Origin of the sequence: Streptomyces sp. CGMCC 4.7035 (assembly GCF_031583065.1) — a bacterium.
Taxonomy (GTDB): Bacteria; Actinomycetota; Actinomycetes; order Streptomycetales; family Streptomycetaceae; genus Streptomyces; species Streptomyces yaanensis.
Genome location: NZ_CP134053.1, coordinates 3700229 through 3715290 on the forward strand (window position 1 = coordinate 3700229; position 15062 = coordinate 3715290).

General features: G+C 68.6%; 13 protein-coding genes. 7 read left to right on the forward strand and 6 right to left on the reverse strand.

Features of this window, described 5'->3' with window-relative positions:
- Positions 1 to 26 precede the first annotated feature (26 nt).
- Genes Q2K21_RS15765 through Q2K21_RS15775 form a run of 3 tightly spaced genes read left to right on the forward strand, consistent with a single transcriptional unit; the run spans position 27 to position 2049 of the window.
- On the forward strand, positions 27 to 809 hold the full coding sequence (locus Q2K21_RS15765; RefSeq protein ID WP_310771193.1) for a CoA transferase subunit A: 783 nt from the start codon (positions 27 to 29) through the stop codon (positions 807 to 809).
- Between the two features lie 20 nt (positions 810 to 829).
- Positions 830 to 1465, forward strand: coding sequence for a CoA transferase subunit B (locus Q2K21_RS15770; RefSeq protein ID WP_310780989.1), 636 nt, complete (start codon positions 830 to 832; stop codon positions 1463 to 1465).
- The gene (locus Q2K21_RS15775) at positions 1462 to 2049 is read left to right on the forward strand and encodes a cadmium resistance transporter (protein WP_310771195.1); all 588 of its coding nucleotides are present in this window, start codon (positions 1462 to 1464) and stop codon (positions 2047 to 2049) included. The genes Q2K21_RS15770 and Q2K21_RS15775 overlap by 4 nt, the downstream gene beginning before the upstream one ends.
- Positions 2050 to 2285: 236 nt before the next feature.
- Here the strand turns inward: Q2K21_RS15775 and Q2K21_RS15780 are convergent, their stop codons facing one another.
- Both Q2K21_RS15780 and Q2K21_RS15785 read right to left on the reverse strand, forming a co-directional pair.
- Positions 2286 to 3404 (reverse strand): fatty acid desaturase family protein, encoded by a 1119-nt coding sequence (locus Q2K21_RS15780; protein ID WP_310771197.1) that lies wholly within the window; start codon positions 3402 to 3404, stop codon positions 2286 to 2288.
- Positions 3405 to 3411: 7 nt separating this feature from the next.
- Positions 3412 to 4467: a ferredoxin reductase gene (locus Q2K21_RS15785; protein WP_310771199.1), complete on the reverse strand. Its 1056-nt coding sequence runs from the start codon at positions 4465 to 4467 to the stop codon at positions 3412 to 3414.
- An 87-nt stretch (positions 4468 to 4554) separates the two neighbouring features.
- Between Q2K21_RS15785 and Q2K21_RS15790 the strand changes: the two genes are divergently transcribed.
- The 3 genes from Q2K21_RS15790 to Q2K21_RS15800 all read left to right on the forward strand — a co-directional run bounded on the left by Q2K21_RS15790 (position 4555) and on the right by Q2K21_RS15800 (position 11139).
- Positions 4555 to 5694: a PucR family transcriptional regulator gene (locus tag Q2K21_RS15790; protein WP_310771201.1), complete on the forward strand. Its 1140-nt coding sequence runs from the start codon at positions 4555 to 4557 to the stop codon at positions 5692 to 5694.
- Positions 5691 to 5819, forward strand: coding sequence for a hypothetical protein (locus Q2K21_RS15795; RefSeq protein WP_267911787.1), 129 nt, complete (start codon positions 5691 to 5693; stop codon positions 5817 to 5819). Before Q2K21_RS15790 ends, Q2K21_RS15795 begins: the two co-directional genes overlap by 4 nt.
- Positions 5820 to 6630: 811 nt before the next feature.
- Entirely contained in the window at positions 6631 to 11139 is a 4509-nt protein-coding gene (locus tag Q2K21_RS15800) for a sacsin N-terminal ATP-binding-like domain-containing protein (RefSeq protein WP_310771204.1), read from the forward strand.
- A 258-nt stretch (positions 11140 to 11397) separates the two neighbouring features.
- On the opposite strand, the gene Q2K21_RS15805 is transcribed toward Q2K21_RS15800, so the two are convergent.
- The 4 genes from Q2K21_RS15805 to Q2K21_RS15820 are packed head-to-tail and all read right to left on the reverse strand — an operon-like array spanning position 11398 to position 13818.
- Positions 11398 to 11889, reverse strand: a complete 492-nt coding sequence (locus tag Q2K21_RS15805) for a hypothetical protein (protein ID WP_310771206.1) — start codon at positions 11887 to 11889, stop codon at positions 11398 to 11400.
- Positions 11890 to 11940: 51 nt separating this feature from the next.
- Complete coding sequence (locus Q2K21_RS15810) at positions 11941 to 12858, reverse strand: IS3 family transposase (RefSeq protein WP_310771208.1); 918 nt, start codon at positions 12856 to 12858, stop codon at positions 11941 to 11943.
- Entirely contained in the window at positions 12855 to 13163 is a 309-nt protein-coding gene (locus Q2K21_RS15815; protein ID WP_310771210.1) for a transposase, read from the reverse strand. Before Q2K21_RS15815 ends, Q2K21_RS15810 begins: the two co-directional genes overlap by 4 nt.
- Positions 13126 to 13818: a hypothetical protein gene (locus tag Q2K21_RS15820; protein ID WP_310771212.1), complete on the reverse strand. Its 693-nt coding sequence runs from the start codon at positions 13816 to 13818 to the stop codon at positions 13126 to 13128. The genes Q2K21_RS15815 and Q2K21_RS15820 overlap by 38 nt, the downstream gene beginning before the upstream one ends.
- A gap of 748 nt (positions 13819 to 14566) precedes the next feature.
- Between Q2K21_RS15820 and Q2K21_RS15825 the strand changes: the two genes are divergently transcribed.
- Positions 14567 to 14845, forward strand: a complete 279-nt coding sequence (locus Q2K21_RS15825; RefSeq protein ID WP_310771214.1) for an IS110 family transposase — start codon at positions 14567 to 14569, stop codon at positions 14843 to 14845.
- Positions 14846 to 15062 lie beyond the last annotated feature (217 nt).

The following is a 15062-nucleotide window of genomic DNA, read 5'->3' on the forward strand; positions in this document are numbered from 1 at the left end:
GCCACGACAGAAAGGCCCTCTCTCTCATGGACAAGGTCCGCGCTAGCGCCGCCGAGGCGGTCGTCGACATCCCCGACGGCGCGTCGCTGGCCGTCGGCGGCTTCGGCCTCAGCGGCATCCCCGGCGTGCTCATCCAGGCACTCCACGCCCAGGGCACCACCGGCCTGGAGGTCGTGTCGAACAACTGCGGTTTGGACGGGCGCGGACTGGGAGTCCTGCTGGCCGACGGCCGGATCGCCCGTGTCACGGGCAGTTACGTGGGCGAGAACAAGGAGTTCGCCCGTCAGTACCTGTCGGGCGAGCTGGAGGTGGAGCTGGTGCCGCAGGGCACGCTGGCCGAACGGCTGCGCGCCGGGGGAGCGGGCATCCCCGCCTTCTACACCCCGGCAGGGGTGGGCACCCAGGTGGCCAGGGGAGGGCTGCCCTGGCGTTACCGGCCCGACGGCACGGTCGCGGTGGCCTCCCCGCCCAAGGAGACCCGCGACTTCGCGGGCCGCGCGTACGTCCTGGAGCACGGCATCACCACCGACTTCGCCCTCGTACGGGCCTGGCGCGGCGACCGCCACGGGAACCTGGTCTTCCGTAAGTCCGCCGCCAACTTCAACCCGCTGGCCGCGATGGCGGGCAGCGTCACCGTCGCCGAGGTGGAGGAGCTCGTCGAGCCGGGCGCGCTGAGCCCGGACGAAATCCACCTGCCGGGCATCTTCGTCCAGCGGATCGTGGTCCTCACCCCGACCGAGGCCGCCGACAAGCAGATCGAGCGCCTTTCCATTTCCGCGTCTTCGACACAAGGGGCCGTACGCGCATGAGCACCACCCTCGGAACGCAGCTGGGCTGGACCCGGGACCAGATGGCCGCCCGCGCCGCCGCCGAACTCACCGACGGCTCCTACGTCAACCTCGGCATCGGCCTGCCCACCCTCATCCCCGGCCACCTGCCCCCGGACGTCCATGTGGTCCTGCACTCCGAGAACGGCATCCTGGGCACAGGCCCGTACCCGACCGAGGCCGAGGTCGACCCCGACCTGATCAACGCGGGCAAGGAGACCGTCACGGTGCTGCCCGGGGCCTCCTTCTTCGACTCGGCCCTGTCCTTCGGCATGATCCGGGGCGGCCACATCGACACTGCCGTGCTCGGCGCGATGCAGGTCTCCGCCGCAGGCGACCTGGCCAACTGGATGATCCCGGGCAAGATGGTCAAGGGCATGGGCGGCGCGATGGACCTCGTCCACGGCGCCCGCCGCGTCATCGTCCTGATGGAACACACCGCCAAGGACGGCAGCCCGAAGATCCTCACCGAATGCACCCTGCCGCTCACCGGCGAACGGTGCGTCCACCGCATCATCACCGACCTCGGCGTCCTCGACGTCACTCCCGAGGGCCTCGCTCTCGTGGAATGCGCGCCGGATGTCACCGCCGAGGACATCGCCGCCCGCACCGATGCACCTCTGATCCGGAAGTCGTGAACCGACGCGTCGGGCGGGCAGGGACCACGGTTACTGCCCGCCCGACGTTCTGCGTCCTGTTCTCACCACCCCTGTCGCTGTTCTTCGCTCAGGGCGCGGGCCACCAGGGCACTGCCCGCCGGATCGTGGTGGGTCAGTACCTCGGTTTCGCCGCCATCCTCGCCGTCGCGTTAGCCGCGGCGTTCGGGGTGACGTTCCTGCCCGAGGCGGCCATCCCGTACCTGGGCCTGCTGCCCCTCGCGCTCGGCATGAAGGCGGCCTGGCGGGCATGGCGGCACCGCGACGACGGGGGCGGGGAGCAGCAGACGATCGAAGGCGGTCCGAAGACGCTGGAGGTCGCCGGCGTCACCTTTGCCAACGGCGGTGACAACATCGGGGTCTACGTCCGCGTGTTCGCCACGGCCGGCGTGGGCGAGATGAACGTTTACGCCGTCGCCTTCCTGATCCTGGTGGTCGTGTGGTGCTTCGCGGGCCGCTTCTTCGCCCCGCCCGGTCATCGGAAGCACTCAGCCGGTGTCCTCCTGCCGGTCCTGATCGGCCTCGGCCTGCTCATCCTGATCGAGGGCGGTGTCTTCGGCTTGTGACCACGTGGGGAGCTGAGCAGGGTAGGCCGGATCGCCGGCCGTGACGCTCGTTTGACGCTCCGAGCTCCTCACGCGATCTTTGCAGGGCCAGGAAATGACCTCTGACCTGTTGGTTTTCTTACTCGCGCTCAGGCCGACATCCTTCCGATGACGCATCACGCGGAGTGCGTGGCGATTCTGGAGCCTGCGGACAAGGGCGCCTGACCTCGGGTTCGTGAGCCAGGCGCTTGTACCCATCAGGCGGCGACGAGCTCCTGCTCACGGTCCGGCGTCTTGACCTCGGGCTTCTTGTTCGGCAGCGAGAGCCGGAAGACCTTGCGCCACGCGGAGAACACCTGCTGGGGCAGCGGTCCGGTGACGTACTCCAGCTCGTACTTCTCGAACAGCGCGCGCACCTTCACTGCGACCTCGGCGTACCGGTTGCTCGGCAGGTCCGGGAACAGGTGGTGCTCGATCTGGTGCGACAGGTTGCCGGTCATGAAGTGCATGGCCCTGCTGCCGCTGATGTTCGCCGAGCCCATCATCTGGCGCAGGTACCACTGCCCGCGCGTCTCGCCCTTGATCGACCGGCGCTCGAAGACCTGCACGCCCTCGGGGAAGTGCCCGCACATGATCACCGAGTGGGACCAGATGTTGCGGACCAGGTTCGCGGTGAACGTGGCGGCGAGCGTGGTGAGGAACGACGGGCCCGACAGCAGCGGGTGGATCACGTAGTCCTTCAGCACCTGCTTGCGGATCTTGCGGCCCACGACCTTGGCCCGCGCGCGGAACTCCGGGTTCTTGCGGCGCCGCTTGTGCAGGTTCTTGCCGAGCTCCAGGTCGTACGCCGCGATGCCGTACTCGAAGAAGCAGGCGTTGATGAAGTTCCACAGCGGCTGACCGAGGTGGAACGGGTGCCACTCCTGGTCCTCGTCGACGCGCATGATGCCGTAGCCGAGGTCGTTGTCCTTGCCGATCACGTTGGTGTACGTGTGATGCAGCTCGTTGTGCGAGTGCTTCCACTGCTCGGACGGCGAGACGTGATCCCACTCCCAAGTGGTGGAGTGGATCTTCGGGTCCCGCATCCAGTCCCACTGGCCGTGCAGGACGTTGTGGCCGATCTCCATGTTGTCCATGATCTTCGCCACGGACAGACCGGCGGTGCCGAGCAGCCACGCCGGCGGGAAGATCGAGAACAGCAGCACACCCCTGCTGACCAACTCGAGCTTGCGCTGCGCCGAGATGACCCTACGGATGTAGGCGGCGTCTTTCTCCCCGCGGCCGGCGATCACCTTGTCGCGGATCGCGTCCAGCTCGCGGCCGAGCTCCTCGATCTGCTCCGCCGTCAGGTGGGCGGTGGGGTCAATGGCGGTCAAGGTGCTCCTACCGTTCGATGTCGCAAGGGCCCGCCGCGGCGGACACACAGGTCTGGATGAGGACGCCCGGCTCGGCCTCGGTGATCTCGCCGGTGCGCAGGTCGCGGACGGCGCCCGCCTTGAGTGGCGTGACGCAGCCGAAGCAGATGCCCATACGGCACCCGGACGGCATGAGCACGCCGGCCTCCTCGCCGACGTCCAGCAACGGCGTGGCGCCGTCCGCGTCGACAGTCTTGCCGGTGGCGCTGAACGTGACCTCGCCGCCGTCGCCGGCGACGACGATTCTGGGGCGGAAGCGTTCGGTGTGCAGGCGCACTTGGACGCCGTGCCCGCTCCAGTGCTCTTCGGCGGCGTCAAGCAGGCCCGCGGGCCCGCAAGCCCAGGTCTCGCGCTCGGCCCAGTCGGGCACGAGTTCGTCGAGACGGGCGATGTCGAGCATGCCGTCCGTGTCGGTGTGCACCTCGATGAGCCGCAGCTTCTCGTCCGCGACCAGATCGTGCAGTTCGTTTCGGAAGATCACGTCCTGCGCCCGTGGCGCGCAGTGGACCATGACGACGTCGTCGAACTCGATGTCGCGCAGCATGCCCATCACGGGCGTGATGCCGCTGCCGGCCGTCAGGTAGAGCACCTTGGCGGGCTTGGCAGGCGGCAGCACGAAGTCACCGGTCGCCTGGTCGAGCTGGATCAGCGTGCCCGGTTTCGCCCTGCGGACCAGGTGGTTGCTGACCTTGCCGTCCGGGATCGCCTTCACGGTGATCGTGACGCGGCCGTCCTGGCGGTTCGTCGGCGAGGTGATGGAGTAGGCACGCCACAGGCGTACGCCGTCGACGTCGACCCCGATCCGCACGTACTGACCGGCTGTGTGGCCGCGCCAGCCCCGTCCCGGCCTGATCACGACAGTCGCGGCGTCATCCGTCTCGGGGTGCACGGCCTCGATGCGCCCCCGCAGGTCGGCGCCCGCACGCAGTGGGCTGACCAGGTCGAGGTAGTCCGACGGCAGCAGCGGCGTCGTGACCATCTCCAGCAGTTTCCACGCCCTGCTGCGAAGGGCTGCACTCGTCATGACTCCAGCTTGCTGCGTCTCAGGGCGTAAAGTCCTGACCGTAGGACGTGAATCTGGTGGGTGGAATTGTTCGCAGGGAATAAAAACGTGAGTCGTGTAACCCAGAGGGCCAGCGAACTGGCCCTGGATGAGACGACGGTCACCGCACTTCGGGCCGCGCTGAAGACCACCGCCGACGAGGTCGTCCAGGCGATCATCGACGAGGTCCCTTCCTACGCCAACGCCCTTTCGGGCCACATGGGCGGCACCATCCGCCAAGCCGTTCGCACCGCCCTCGGGCACTACCTGGACCTCGCGAGCGGGAACGTCACGGGCGGCGACGGCGGTGACGCGGCCTACGAGCTGGGCCGCGGCGAGGTGCGCGACGGCCGTTCGATGGACGCCCTGCTCAGCGCCTACCGCGTCGGCGCCCGCGTGGCCTGGCGATGCCTGGCAGCGGGCGCCGTGTCCGCCGGTCTGCCCGCCGCCGAGGTCGCCAAGTTCGCCGAGCTGACCTTCGCCTACATTGACGAGCTCTCCGCCGCGAGCGCCGCGGGCCACGCCGACGAACTGGCCGCCCGGGGCAGGGCCCACGAGCGCCACCTGGAACACCTGGCCCGCGACCTCCTCGCCGGCGCGAGCCCGGACGTGCTGCTGGCCTCTGCTCAACGGGCCGGATGGCAGCCTCCGGTTACGCTGACGGCGGTCCTGCTGCCCGCCGCCCAGGCCCGGCCTGCCTACCGCGCGCTCGACCCGAGCACCCTCGTCCTCGACGATCTGCCGGACGCCACCGGTGTGCTGCTCGTCCCCGATTCCGACCGATCACATCTCGTGCGGCAGCTGACCGACCGCACCGCCGTGGTGGGCCCGGCCCGGCCGTGGACTCGTGCGTCATCCTCGTACGCACGAGCCGCACGCGCGCGCTCCCTCTCCTCTGATATCCGCGACACCGAGGACCACCTGCCCGAGCTGGTGCTGAGCGCCGACGTGGACGCGTTCGCAGACCTGCGTGCCCGAGCCCTCGCACCGTTGCGCACCTTGCCTGTCGCGACCGCACGGCGGCTGGAGGAGACGTTGCGGGCGTGGCTGCTGCACCAGGGCAGGCGGGAGGAGGTGGCGGCGGCGTTGTTCGTCCATCCCCAGACAGTCCGGTACCGGATGTCGCAGCTGCGGGAGCTGTTTCCGGATCTCGCATCGCCGCACCGGGTCCTTGAACTGACGCTGGCGGTCGGTCTTCGGGCCAGTTGACGCGTACTTCGACCGTCCACGAACTCCCGGCGGATCCCGGCATCGTGCTCGGTGTCTACCTGGACGTCCTTGCAGCCGGGACGGTTCGGGTGAGCGACGCGATCAAGGTGCAGCAGGTCGGCTGACAGGGAGCGTTCCACCACGAGTCGCCCACCTGCCGATCCGTCAGGCCCGCGTCTCGCACGACCAGCCACACCCGGTCGCGACTGAGCGGGAGTTGGCCGAGAAGGACGCCGGTCGCGTCGAGCAGGGTGTTGGCGAAGGCTGGAGCGACCGGGTTGAAAGGGCGGACTGGCGGCCGTGACGCCCCGTTTGACTCCCTGGGCACCCGCATGCATGGCGATGGACCAGGAAATGGGATCTGACCTCGGGTTTTCCGAAGATCGCTCAGGTCGACATCTTTCCGATGACGTCGCACGTGGAGTGCGTGGCTATTCTGGAGCCTGCGGTGAAGGTGCGCTGACCTGCGGTTTTGTAGGTTTCTCAGGCGAGGCCGGGCGCGCTCGACCTGTTTCCCGAAGTTCACCGGGTGGAGCATGTTGTAGGTTCCCCCACGTGTCTCAGCTGCGGTTTCGCAGCGTGGGCGTTGGTCCAGAACGCTCTGTCTCAGCTCCGTAAGAGACGGGTTCGGGAAATGTCTTGACGCTCGGTCGACGCTGTTCCTGACGGAGCGTGAAGTGGTCGTCCTGGATCAGGTAGCGCGGGTCAATCGACTTGTCGGGCTTAACCCGTTGAGCAGCGCGTTGGGGCTGTTCTTTGGGCTCGGGCTATACGGCGACAGGTCTCGGGTTGACGTGTGCTGATTGCGCTGGCCTCGTTACCCTGTGTCGTGGGGAGTGTCGAGGTATGCGGGGGACAGGGATGACCACGGGGGATGCGGTGCGTCGAACAGCTGCAGTGGAGCGGGGAATTGCGTCCGCCGATGCGCTCTTCTCCATGGAGGGCATCCCAGAAGGAGCCGTCGTACCGGAGCCGGAGGGTGAGGCGGCGACTGAGGCGGCGGTCGAGCGACTCGGCAGCCGGTTCGCGCGACTGGACGGTCAAGTACGGCACGCGCTGAGACGTACCCGAGACCACGCGGGGAATCTGTCGAGCGACCGTCTCCAGGGACTCTCGGAGATCGTGCAGAACGCCGAGGACCTCGGCGCCACGGACGTACGCATTCTGACGAGGGGACAGGAACTCCTCGTCGCCCACAACGGCAGTCCCGTACGGTTGCCGGACGTTCTGGCCCTGGCGATGCCCTGGCTGACGAGCAAGGCAGAGCAGGCGGAATCCACCGGTAGGTTCGGGATCGGCCTGATGACCCTCCAGTCCCTCTCCCCGCATCTGGAGGTTCACTGCGGGCATTACCGGTTCCGGGTCGGCGATCCTGACATCGCCGTGGCCAGGCCGTTCCCGTTGCCTGACTGGTTCGCGGGCGACGCCTGGACGGTTCTACGGGTTCCTCTGGAGCCGGGCGTGCTCGGCGCGGACGAGGTGGACGCGTGGCTTGCCGAGTGGGGGGACAGCGCGCTGCTTTTCCTCGGCAGTGTCGGCAGCGTCACGCACCTGGACGAACAAGGTCGTGACCGGCACCGGCTGGCGCTCGACCGTGAGACCGGCGAGCCGTTCGAGGCCGTGGTGGGCGGGCAGAGCGCCGACGTGGAGACCGGCGAGGCACGCGCCGGCGACGGGTCCCGGTGGCTGATCTGCCGTACGACCGTTCCCAGCCCCTCCGGGATCACCCGGTCTCACAAGGCGGTGGGGTCCACCACCGCAATCGCTGTGGCTCTTCCTCTCGGACCCGATGACGCCGGGCGGATCTACGCCGGTCTTCCGGTCGCGGACACCGCTCTGTCCCTCTGTATCAGCGCCCAGTTCGATCCGATCGCCAGCCGTCAGGCGCTCGACGACACCCCGTGGAACCGCGCACTGAATGAACTGGTGGGTGACCTGTGGACGGCCGCCGCCCTGTGGCAGTTCCGGCGGGATCCGGCACGGGCCTGGCGCGCCGTGCCGCTCCCCGACGACATGCGCGACTCCCGCGACCCGGTCGCCGCGCTGGAGCGACTACTCCTCGACCGTGCCAGGGCGGGCGTGTCCCACGGTCTCGTCCTGGACGTCCCGGGCTACGGGCCGCTCGGCCTGGATGATCTCGCGGTGGAGGACGAGACGCTGGTGGGCGTGGTCACCGAAGAAGAGATCTCCCGCGTCGCCGAGCGGACCGCCGTGCTGCCCAAGGTGGCGCGGGACGAGGACGGTCGATGGCGCGAGGTGCTGGCGGACTGGGAGAACCACGACAGTGCGGTTCCCGTGACGGTGGACCTTTACGACGCGCTACGCCTCCTCGACGACGAAACCCGGTCGCCGCAGGCGAACATCCGCCTCGCCGCGGTGGGACTTGCCTCGAATAGCTACTCCTCCTTGCTGTCGAGCCGCTGGCTCGTGGACAGCTCAGGGGGCCGTCACCGTGTGCCCCGGCCCGCGGAGCCAGCGGTGTTCACCGACGCCCCGCGGGGCCTCGGCGCCAGTCTCGGATTCTCCCGGGAAATCCATCCGGCATTCCTCGCCGACACCGACGAGGCGCGGTCGGTGAGGACATGGCTCCGTAAGCGGGAGGCGCTGCTGACCGACGCGGACGCGGTGGCCGTGATCCGGCGCCTCGCGGCTATCGGCGCGGCGGGGAGCAGCGGCCCGAACGTACTGCGGCTGTCAGATGACCAGCTCATCGAACTGCGCGACGGGTTCGCACGCGTGCCAGACCACGAGCGTGAGACCTTGGGGCGCGACGTGGGCCACGCAATCCGGCTGCAGGGGCATCGCTACGACCGGGCCGGAAAGCGTGAAGACATCGACGTCGCTCCCGCCCGGGCGTACCTACCCGCCCGACTGGACAGTTCGGAACGCGAGGAGAGCTTCGCCTTCGCCGCCGGTCGCACGGCCGGGCTGGTGTGGCTGCGGCCCCGGTACGCCGAGGTCCTGCAGCGCGGCGGCGCCGGGATGGGCGCCCGTAAGTTCCTGAGGCTCCTGGGCGCGGAGACCGCGCCCAGGTTGCGCAGGCACCCGGGGGCGCGGGAACGCTTCACGCAGAGCCCGAAGGGGCTGCCGGCGGAAGTCATTTCGGGACCTCGAGCACGCACTGATGCCCTGCGCGTTCTGGAAGCGACCTTCACGCTCGACGACTACGAAAGCCCCGACCTACGTGCCGTCGCCTCTGGCATAGCGGCGGAGCAGGACCCGCAGCTCCGCAGGCGCAGGGCGGCAGCGCTGTTTCACGTCCTCGGGCGGGCATGGAGCCGCTTCTCCGACCACGACGAGGTGGATGCCGTCTACGACTACTACGCATGGCAGAACCGAGGCAGGACCGCAGCTTTCTGGCTCTGGCAGTTGCGCGACACACCATGGCTGGACGCCGGTAACGGCGCACTGTCTGCCCCGGCTCGACTCCGCATGCGGACCACCGGCACGGTCGCGGTGTACGGGGCGGACGACGAGCGATTCCTCCATCCCGAGATCCAGCAACTGGTCGGCAGACGCAGTGATGTGCTGCGCGCCCTGGGCATTTCTGCAGAGGCCCGCACGGAGGACCTCGTGGAATGTCTGCAGCGCCTGCGCCGACGGCAGGAAGAGGGCGGCGACAGGGATGTGCCCGCGGCGCTGATCCTCTACCAAGCCCTGGCAGAGCGCGCCTTTGGCCGTGGCGAGAGAGCCTCGGGGGAGATGTCCCTGGGCTCGGTCCTTCGGGCATTCGGCGAGGGGAGCGGCCTCGTCCTCACGGACTCCGGCTGGCGCCGGCCGAGCCAGTGCCTGCGCGGAGCGCCGCTCTTCGGTCCGCTCCGTGCGTTCGCTCCCACGTTTCCAGGCAGCGAGGAGTTCTGGCAGCGGCTCGCAGTGCGCCTGCCGACTGTGGACGACGCCACGGCCGTGATCAAGGAGCTGGCACAGCAGGACCGGAAGCAGGGTCGGGACGATCCGGACGGGACGACCCAGTCCATCGTCCTGGAGACCTTGAAGATGCTCGCCGCTCTGGGCCGTACTCATCCCGGCGCGTTGACGGCCAAGCGCCTGGGACGCCTCCCCCTTTGGACGAGCCAGGGCTGGCGAAGCAAGCGGCCCGTGTACGCCGTCGAAGACCCGGTGGTAGCCGAGGCGCTGGGCCGGGAACGTGCGGTGTGGTGCCCGGGAGCCGAATTGGAGCAGTTCCGACCGTTGATCGGAGCCCTGCGCGTGAGCGAGCTCGCCGCAGAGCATGTCACCGTGTACAGCCCTGGCCCGGCCCTGGCGGACCCGGACGCCACAGCGCTGGTCCGGTCAGCCGTCACCCACCTCCGCGAGGACCTGCAGCGCAACGCCGCGAGCGTTGCGCAGTCCCTGGACTGCTCGTGGGACCAGCTGGCTGACCTGACTGTATGCATCGCCCCTCACCTGGCCTGCTGCCTCGATCTTCCGGACACGGGCGAGACGGTGCACGTGCCAGTGGACGCCGGGATCGACTGGTCCTCGGGCACGTTGTACGTGCGTGACATTGCCGCTCTGACACGCACATCCGGGGTGGGCCGGTCGATCGCCGCCCGGTTTCCGGGCAGCCGCCGCGAGGTGGCCCTCGCCTGGGGAGCAGCGTGTGACCAGGCCGAGAAGGGCCGTACGGCCGTACAACTGAGCCTTGCCGAGGATCAGGTGCGGCGCGACCGGGAAGCGGCGGAGGCCGAACGCGAACGACGGCTCCGGGAACTCGGAAGCGAGGTGGACCAACGGCGTACCGCGACCAAGGCGCAGGCCGGCACGGCAGCCGGTACCTCACGCACGGCGGTGATCCTCCCGCTTGTCCCCGGCGGACCGCCGCCCGCGACGGGGCCGTCAGCCCCGCCTGCGGCTCCCGCCGCTCCACCGCGCAAGCTCGTCGACCCCGGCAGACTCCGGCTCGTCGACCCGAGCGGCATCATCACGCCACCGAGCTCCTCGGCCGCGGACGCGCCCACCGCACGGCCGAGCGGGTACACATCGGGAACGTCCGGCCTGCCGCAGCCCCGCGCCGGATCAGCGATCCCCCAACAGCACACGCCACCGCGCGCTTACACGAGCCTGGAGCAGGAAAAGGTGGCTCTGGACGTGGTGCGCAAGGCACTCGCCGCCGACGATGACTGGCTGCGCGACCTACGAGCCCAGCGTGGCCTCGGCGCCGACGCGGTGGACGCACTGTCGAGGTTCTACGAACTCAAGGCATACAAAGACACCGAGCCGGACACGGTGCTGCTGACGCCCGCGGAATTCCAGCGAGCAGTGGAGAGTGACGACTTCTTCCTCGTCGTCGTCTCCGGGCTGGAGTCCGGGGCCGGCCCCGTCTCTGTACGCATCATCCCGCAGCCGCTCCAGCAGCTGACTTGCCGTCCGAGCAGCAGTGTGACGGTTACGGGCATCAGAGGGGCGCACAGCCGGGTGTACCAACTCGAGGAGGATAGATAGGCAGCCAGCCGTGGTGCTCCTAGACGGGGCGCCGGAGGCGATCACATCCGCCAAGAGCCGCGTGTGCAGCCCGGCGACGGCTCGCGATCTGGTGTGTCGGCGCCCAGCCCTTGAATCGGAGATGGTGCTGTTGAACAGGGATTGACGGGCGATGGTTGCGAGCCCGGCGGACAGCCTGTCCCAGCCGCCCTTGCCCTTCGGACTAGCTAGCTCTCTGACGCCGTGGGCATTCAGTTTCCGTACTCTCGTAGCACGCCTCTAAGCCCACCACTCCGTAGGCATCTCCCGCACGAGGTAGCTCCACGGATCGTTCCGAAGAGCCGGTGGTGGGTTTTCCTCGTACAGCAGGCGAGAGACCTCCTGGCAGACGAACTGCGTGAGGCCACGGAGGGTCACCCGCAGGTGCTCCCAGCCATGCGTGTCCTCGACGACTTTCACGAACCGTTCTGGACGACGCGCATCGTCCGTGACGTGTGACAGGGCGTTCCGGCGCGCCCCGAAGCGGCTGAAGTGGTTGTTGAGCTGGGAGAAGACTGGCTGCGAGAGCAACGGCCGCGATTCCGCTAGCAGTTCCAGGAGTGCTCGGCCGCCATCCCCGGCCCCCGGTTTCAGTGCCTCTGCGATCCCGTAACCGCGCCAGTAAGTGGACGTCTGCATCATCTCGGGCCACGGCTCGGCCATGCCCTCCAGCGCAAGGACGTGGTTGACGAGCCCGAGGTACGCCGCGACGAGGTTATCGTCGTCAGGCATGCTCGCCGGAGCGACGGGTTTGAGGTTCCCCCGCTGCGCGAGAGGTACTGATCAGCTGATCAGAGAGGGTTGACGGGTGTTCAGGTTCGTCGGTTCGGCCGTCGCCTGCTTGGTGTAGTGCTTCTCCTCGAACTCGATCGGGCTGAGCCAGCCGAGCCGTTCCTGGGTGCGCCGGCAGTTATAGAAGCCGTCGATGTACTCGAAGAGCGCGAGGTTCGCCTCGGCCCTGGTCGCGAAGACCCGACCGCGCACGCACTCCGTCTTGATCAGCATCCACAGGTTTTCCGCGAGCGCGTTGTCGAACGAGTCCCCGACCGACCCCATGGACGTCTGAACTCCCGCTCGCACCAAGCGAGTTGTGAGCTTAATAGACGTATATTGACAGCCGTGGTCGGCGTGATGGATGAGCTTGCCGGGCTCGACCTCGCGGGACGCGAGCGCGTACTCCAGCGTGGTCAGGACGAGGTCGGCGTCCGCGCGGGCCGAGGTCTCCCAGGCCACCACCCGGCGGGAGAACGCGTCCCGGATCGCCGAGAGCCACAACGGGCCCTCGCCGGTGGAGATCATGGTGAGGTCGGTGACCCACAGCCGGTTCGGCGCGCTCGCGGTGAAGTCCCGCTCGACCAGGTCCGGGGCGAGCGTGGCCTTGGGGTCGCGGCGGGTGAAGCCCTTGCGGCGTGGGCTGATGCCTGCGATGTCGGCCTCGCGCATCAGGCGTTCGACCCGTTTGCGCCCGACGTGAACGCCCTCGCGGCTGAGGACGGCATGCACGCGCGGGGAGCCGTAGACGCCACCGGATTCCGCGTGGATCTCCTTGATCCGTCCGGTCAGCTCGACATCGCGCCGACGCCGCTCGCACGGCTCCTCCTCGGCCCGGCGCCAGCGGTAGTAGGTGGAGGAGGGGATGTGCAGTTCCCGAAGTACGCACTCGACTCCCAGGCGGGGATGCTCATCGACGAGCGCCGTCACCTGGGCCGGGTCGGGTCGAGTTGCGCCGCGAAAAAAGCCGAGGCCGTCCGCAGGACGTCGTTGGCCCGCTTGAGCTGGGCGTTCTCCTTGCGCAGGGCCACGAGCTCGGCGCGTTCGTCGGTGGTGAGCCGGTCGTCGCGCTCGCCGGCGTCCGCCTCGGCCTGGCGGATCCAGCCGCGCAGGGCCTCGGGGTGCACGCCGAGGTCGACGGCCAGCTTCTTGATCTGCGGCCTCGGCTCCGTAGTGCGATACATCCGCACCGCGCGCTCACGCAACTCCAACGAGTACTTCCTGGGTGCAGCCATGGTCGATGCTCCTCTCATGAGAACCATCTGACCCTCTGTCACCACCCTCCGCATCTCGGGGGAACCTCAATGAGGTGTAGTCGAAGCGGGGGATTCTGACCCAGGAGTGCTTCTTGGCGTCGGCGAGTTCCTTCTCGGTGGCGACGTGCTCGGCCCGGTCCTGCTCCTGGAGGACGACAAACCCCACTGTCTGGCCCTGTGCGGTGATGGTGAAGTGGGGATTTGCCCTGCGGCGGCGATGAGGTGGGGGCGCGAAGCCGGTCTGCCCGGCCGAGCAGGTGTGTCCGTCGGCCTCGGCGGCGGTGATCAGTGCCTGGATGAGCCGGAGAGCGCGTCCTTGGACGGGCTTGGTCAGGCCCAGCGGCTGGCGTTCGTTCTGCATGGCCCGCACCACGGTGTGCGGCCGAGTGAGCCGCGAGGGCACGGGGACGGGGTCGAGGACGGCAAGGCGCCAGGCGGGGATGTCGACGAGCTTGATCTCGTACCCGTCGCGGCACCAGTTTCCGTACAGCTCCTTCGTCTCCGGAACCCTTCCGGACCTGCGTGCGGCGGCGACGCGGGACGGCCACTTCTCCAAGCCGGGACCGCTGCCGCTCTTGACGATCTTGCCGCCGGCCTCCGCGAGCTCCTGTAACAGCTGCTCCGTGAGCGTCACACGAGGATGTGAGGGAGGGCTTGGCTTCCGCTCGGTGGCCGGAGTTTCCTGCGCTCTGGTGGACTTAGGTCGTGGACCGGCGGCCTGGGTCTTCCGCGGGCGTGATCCGCGGGGAGGGTACGTGCCGTGCGCCAGGTAGTGCCGACCGGCGCTTGTCAGGGCGACGCTCCACTGCCCGGCCTTCCGGGAGACCGTCACCAGGCCACGGTTGTGGAGTGCCTGGCAGGTGGTCTTGTAGGAGCTTGTGTTCCATACGCCTGCAGGGCACCCGGCTCCCACCCACTGCAACACCGACAGCTGCCGCTCATTGACCGCCGTTCCAATGGTCCGCCTTCGACTCGAGGTGACGCACGACGGCGGCATGGTGCCAGTTCCGGTGGTAGGCGACCGGTGCTTCGAGTCAATTCGCTCGAACGAGCGGGCTGACGTGGCTGGAAGCCGGTTGGGCCGAGAACCGTAGGTGGGTGCCTGTCCTACGGCGGGGTCTGACTCCTGAGATCTCTGACCGAGGTGTCCTGATCACACTGTGTCGACCGCCGGCCAGGGGACTGCGCACTGTTGGTCTCGGGCTGATGGACGTGTCTCGATAGGGGCTTGCCGGAAAGGCGTCATCACGATTCTGACCGTCCGCACGGCCCGCTACCGGCTACGCGATAAGCCGTCGGCCTGAAAGGGAACGAGCATGACCGGCACGTCCACCGCTTCGCGTCCTCGTCGGCGTCGGCCGGCGAGGGAGGTGGTCCTGGGAGTGGACACGCACCGGGATGCCCATGTGGCCGCCGTGCTCTCCCTGGTGGGGGAAGTGATCGGCACCCAGGAGTTCCCGGCCAGCGCGGCCGGCTACCGCAACCTGCTGGGGTGGGCCAGGGCGTCGGGTACGGTGCGGCGGGCCGGAGTGGAAGGGACCGGTTCCTTCGGGGCGACCCTGTCCCGCTACCTGCTGGCCCAGGGCGTGGACGTCTTCGATGTGAACCGGTTCGACCGGGCCGACCGACGACGGCGAGGCAACCGACCCACTCGATGCTGAGAACGCGGCCCGGGCGGTGCTGAGCGGGCGGGCGCGCGCCCAGGCCAAGACGGGCGATGGGCCAGTGGAGATCGCCCGCATGTACAAGCTGGCCAAGGACTCGGCGGTCAAGGCCCGCACCCAGGCGATCAACCAACTCAAGGCTGTCCTCATCCGTGCCGATCCGCAGCTGAGAGAGGAACTTGCCGGGCTGGGCAACGCAGAACTCTTCCGCACC

Coding starts and splice junctions, on each gene's coding strand:
- Q2K21_RS15765 (WP_310771193.1), top strand. CDS start 27: ATGGACAAGGTCCGCGCTAGCGCCGCCGAGGCGGTCGTCGACATCCCC.
- Q2K21_RS15785 (WP_310771199.1), bottom strand. CDS start 4,467: ATGACGAGTGCAGCCCTTCGCAGCAGGGCGTGGAAACTGCTGGAGATG.
- Q2K21_RS15800 (WP_310771204.1), top strand. CDS start 6,631: ATGGAGGGCATCCCAGAAGGAGCCGTCGTACCGGAGCCGGAGGGTGAG.
- Q2K21_RS15805 (WP_310771206.1), bottom strand. CDS start 11,889: ATGCCTGACGACGATAACCTCGTCGCGGCGTACCTCGGGCTCGTCAAC.
- Q2K21_RS15815 (WP_310771210.1), bottom strand. CDS start 13,163: ATGGCTGCACCCAGGAAGTACTCGTTGGAGTTGCGTGAGCGCGCGGTG.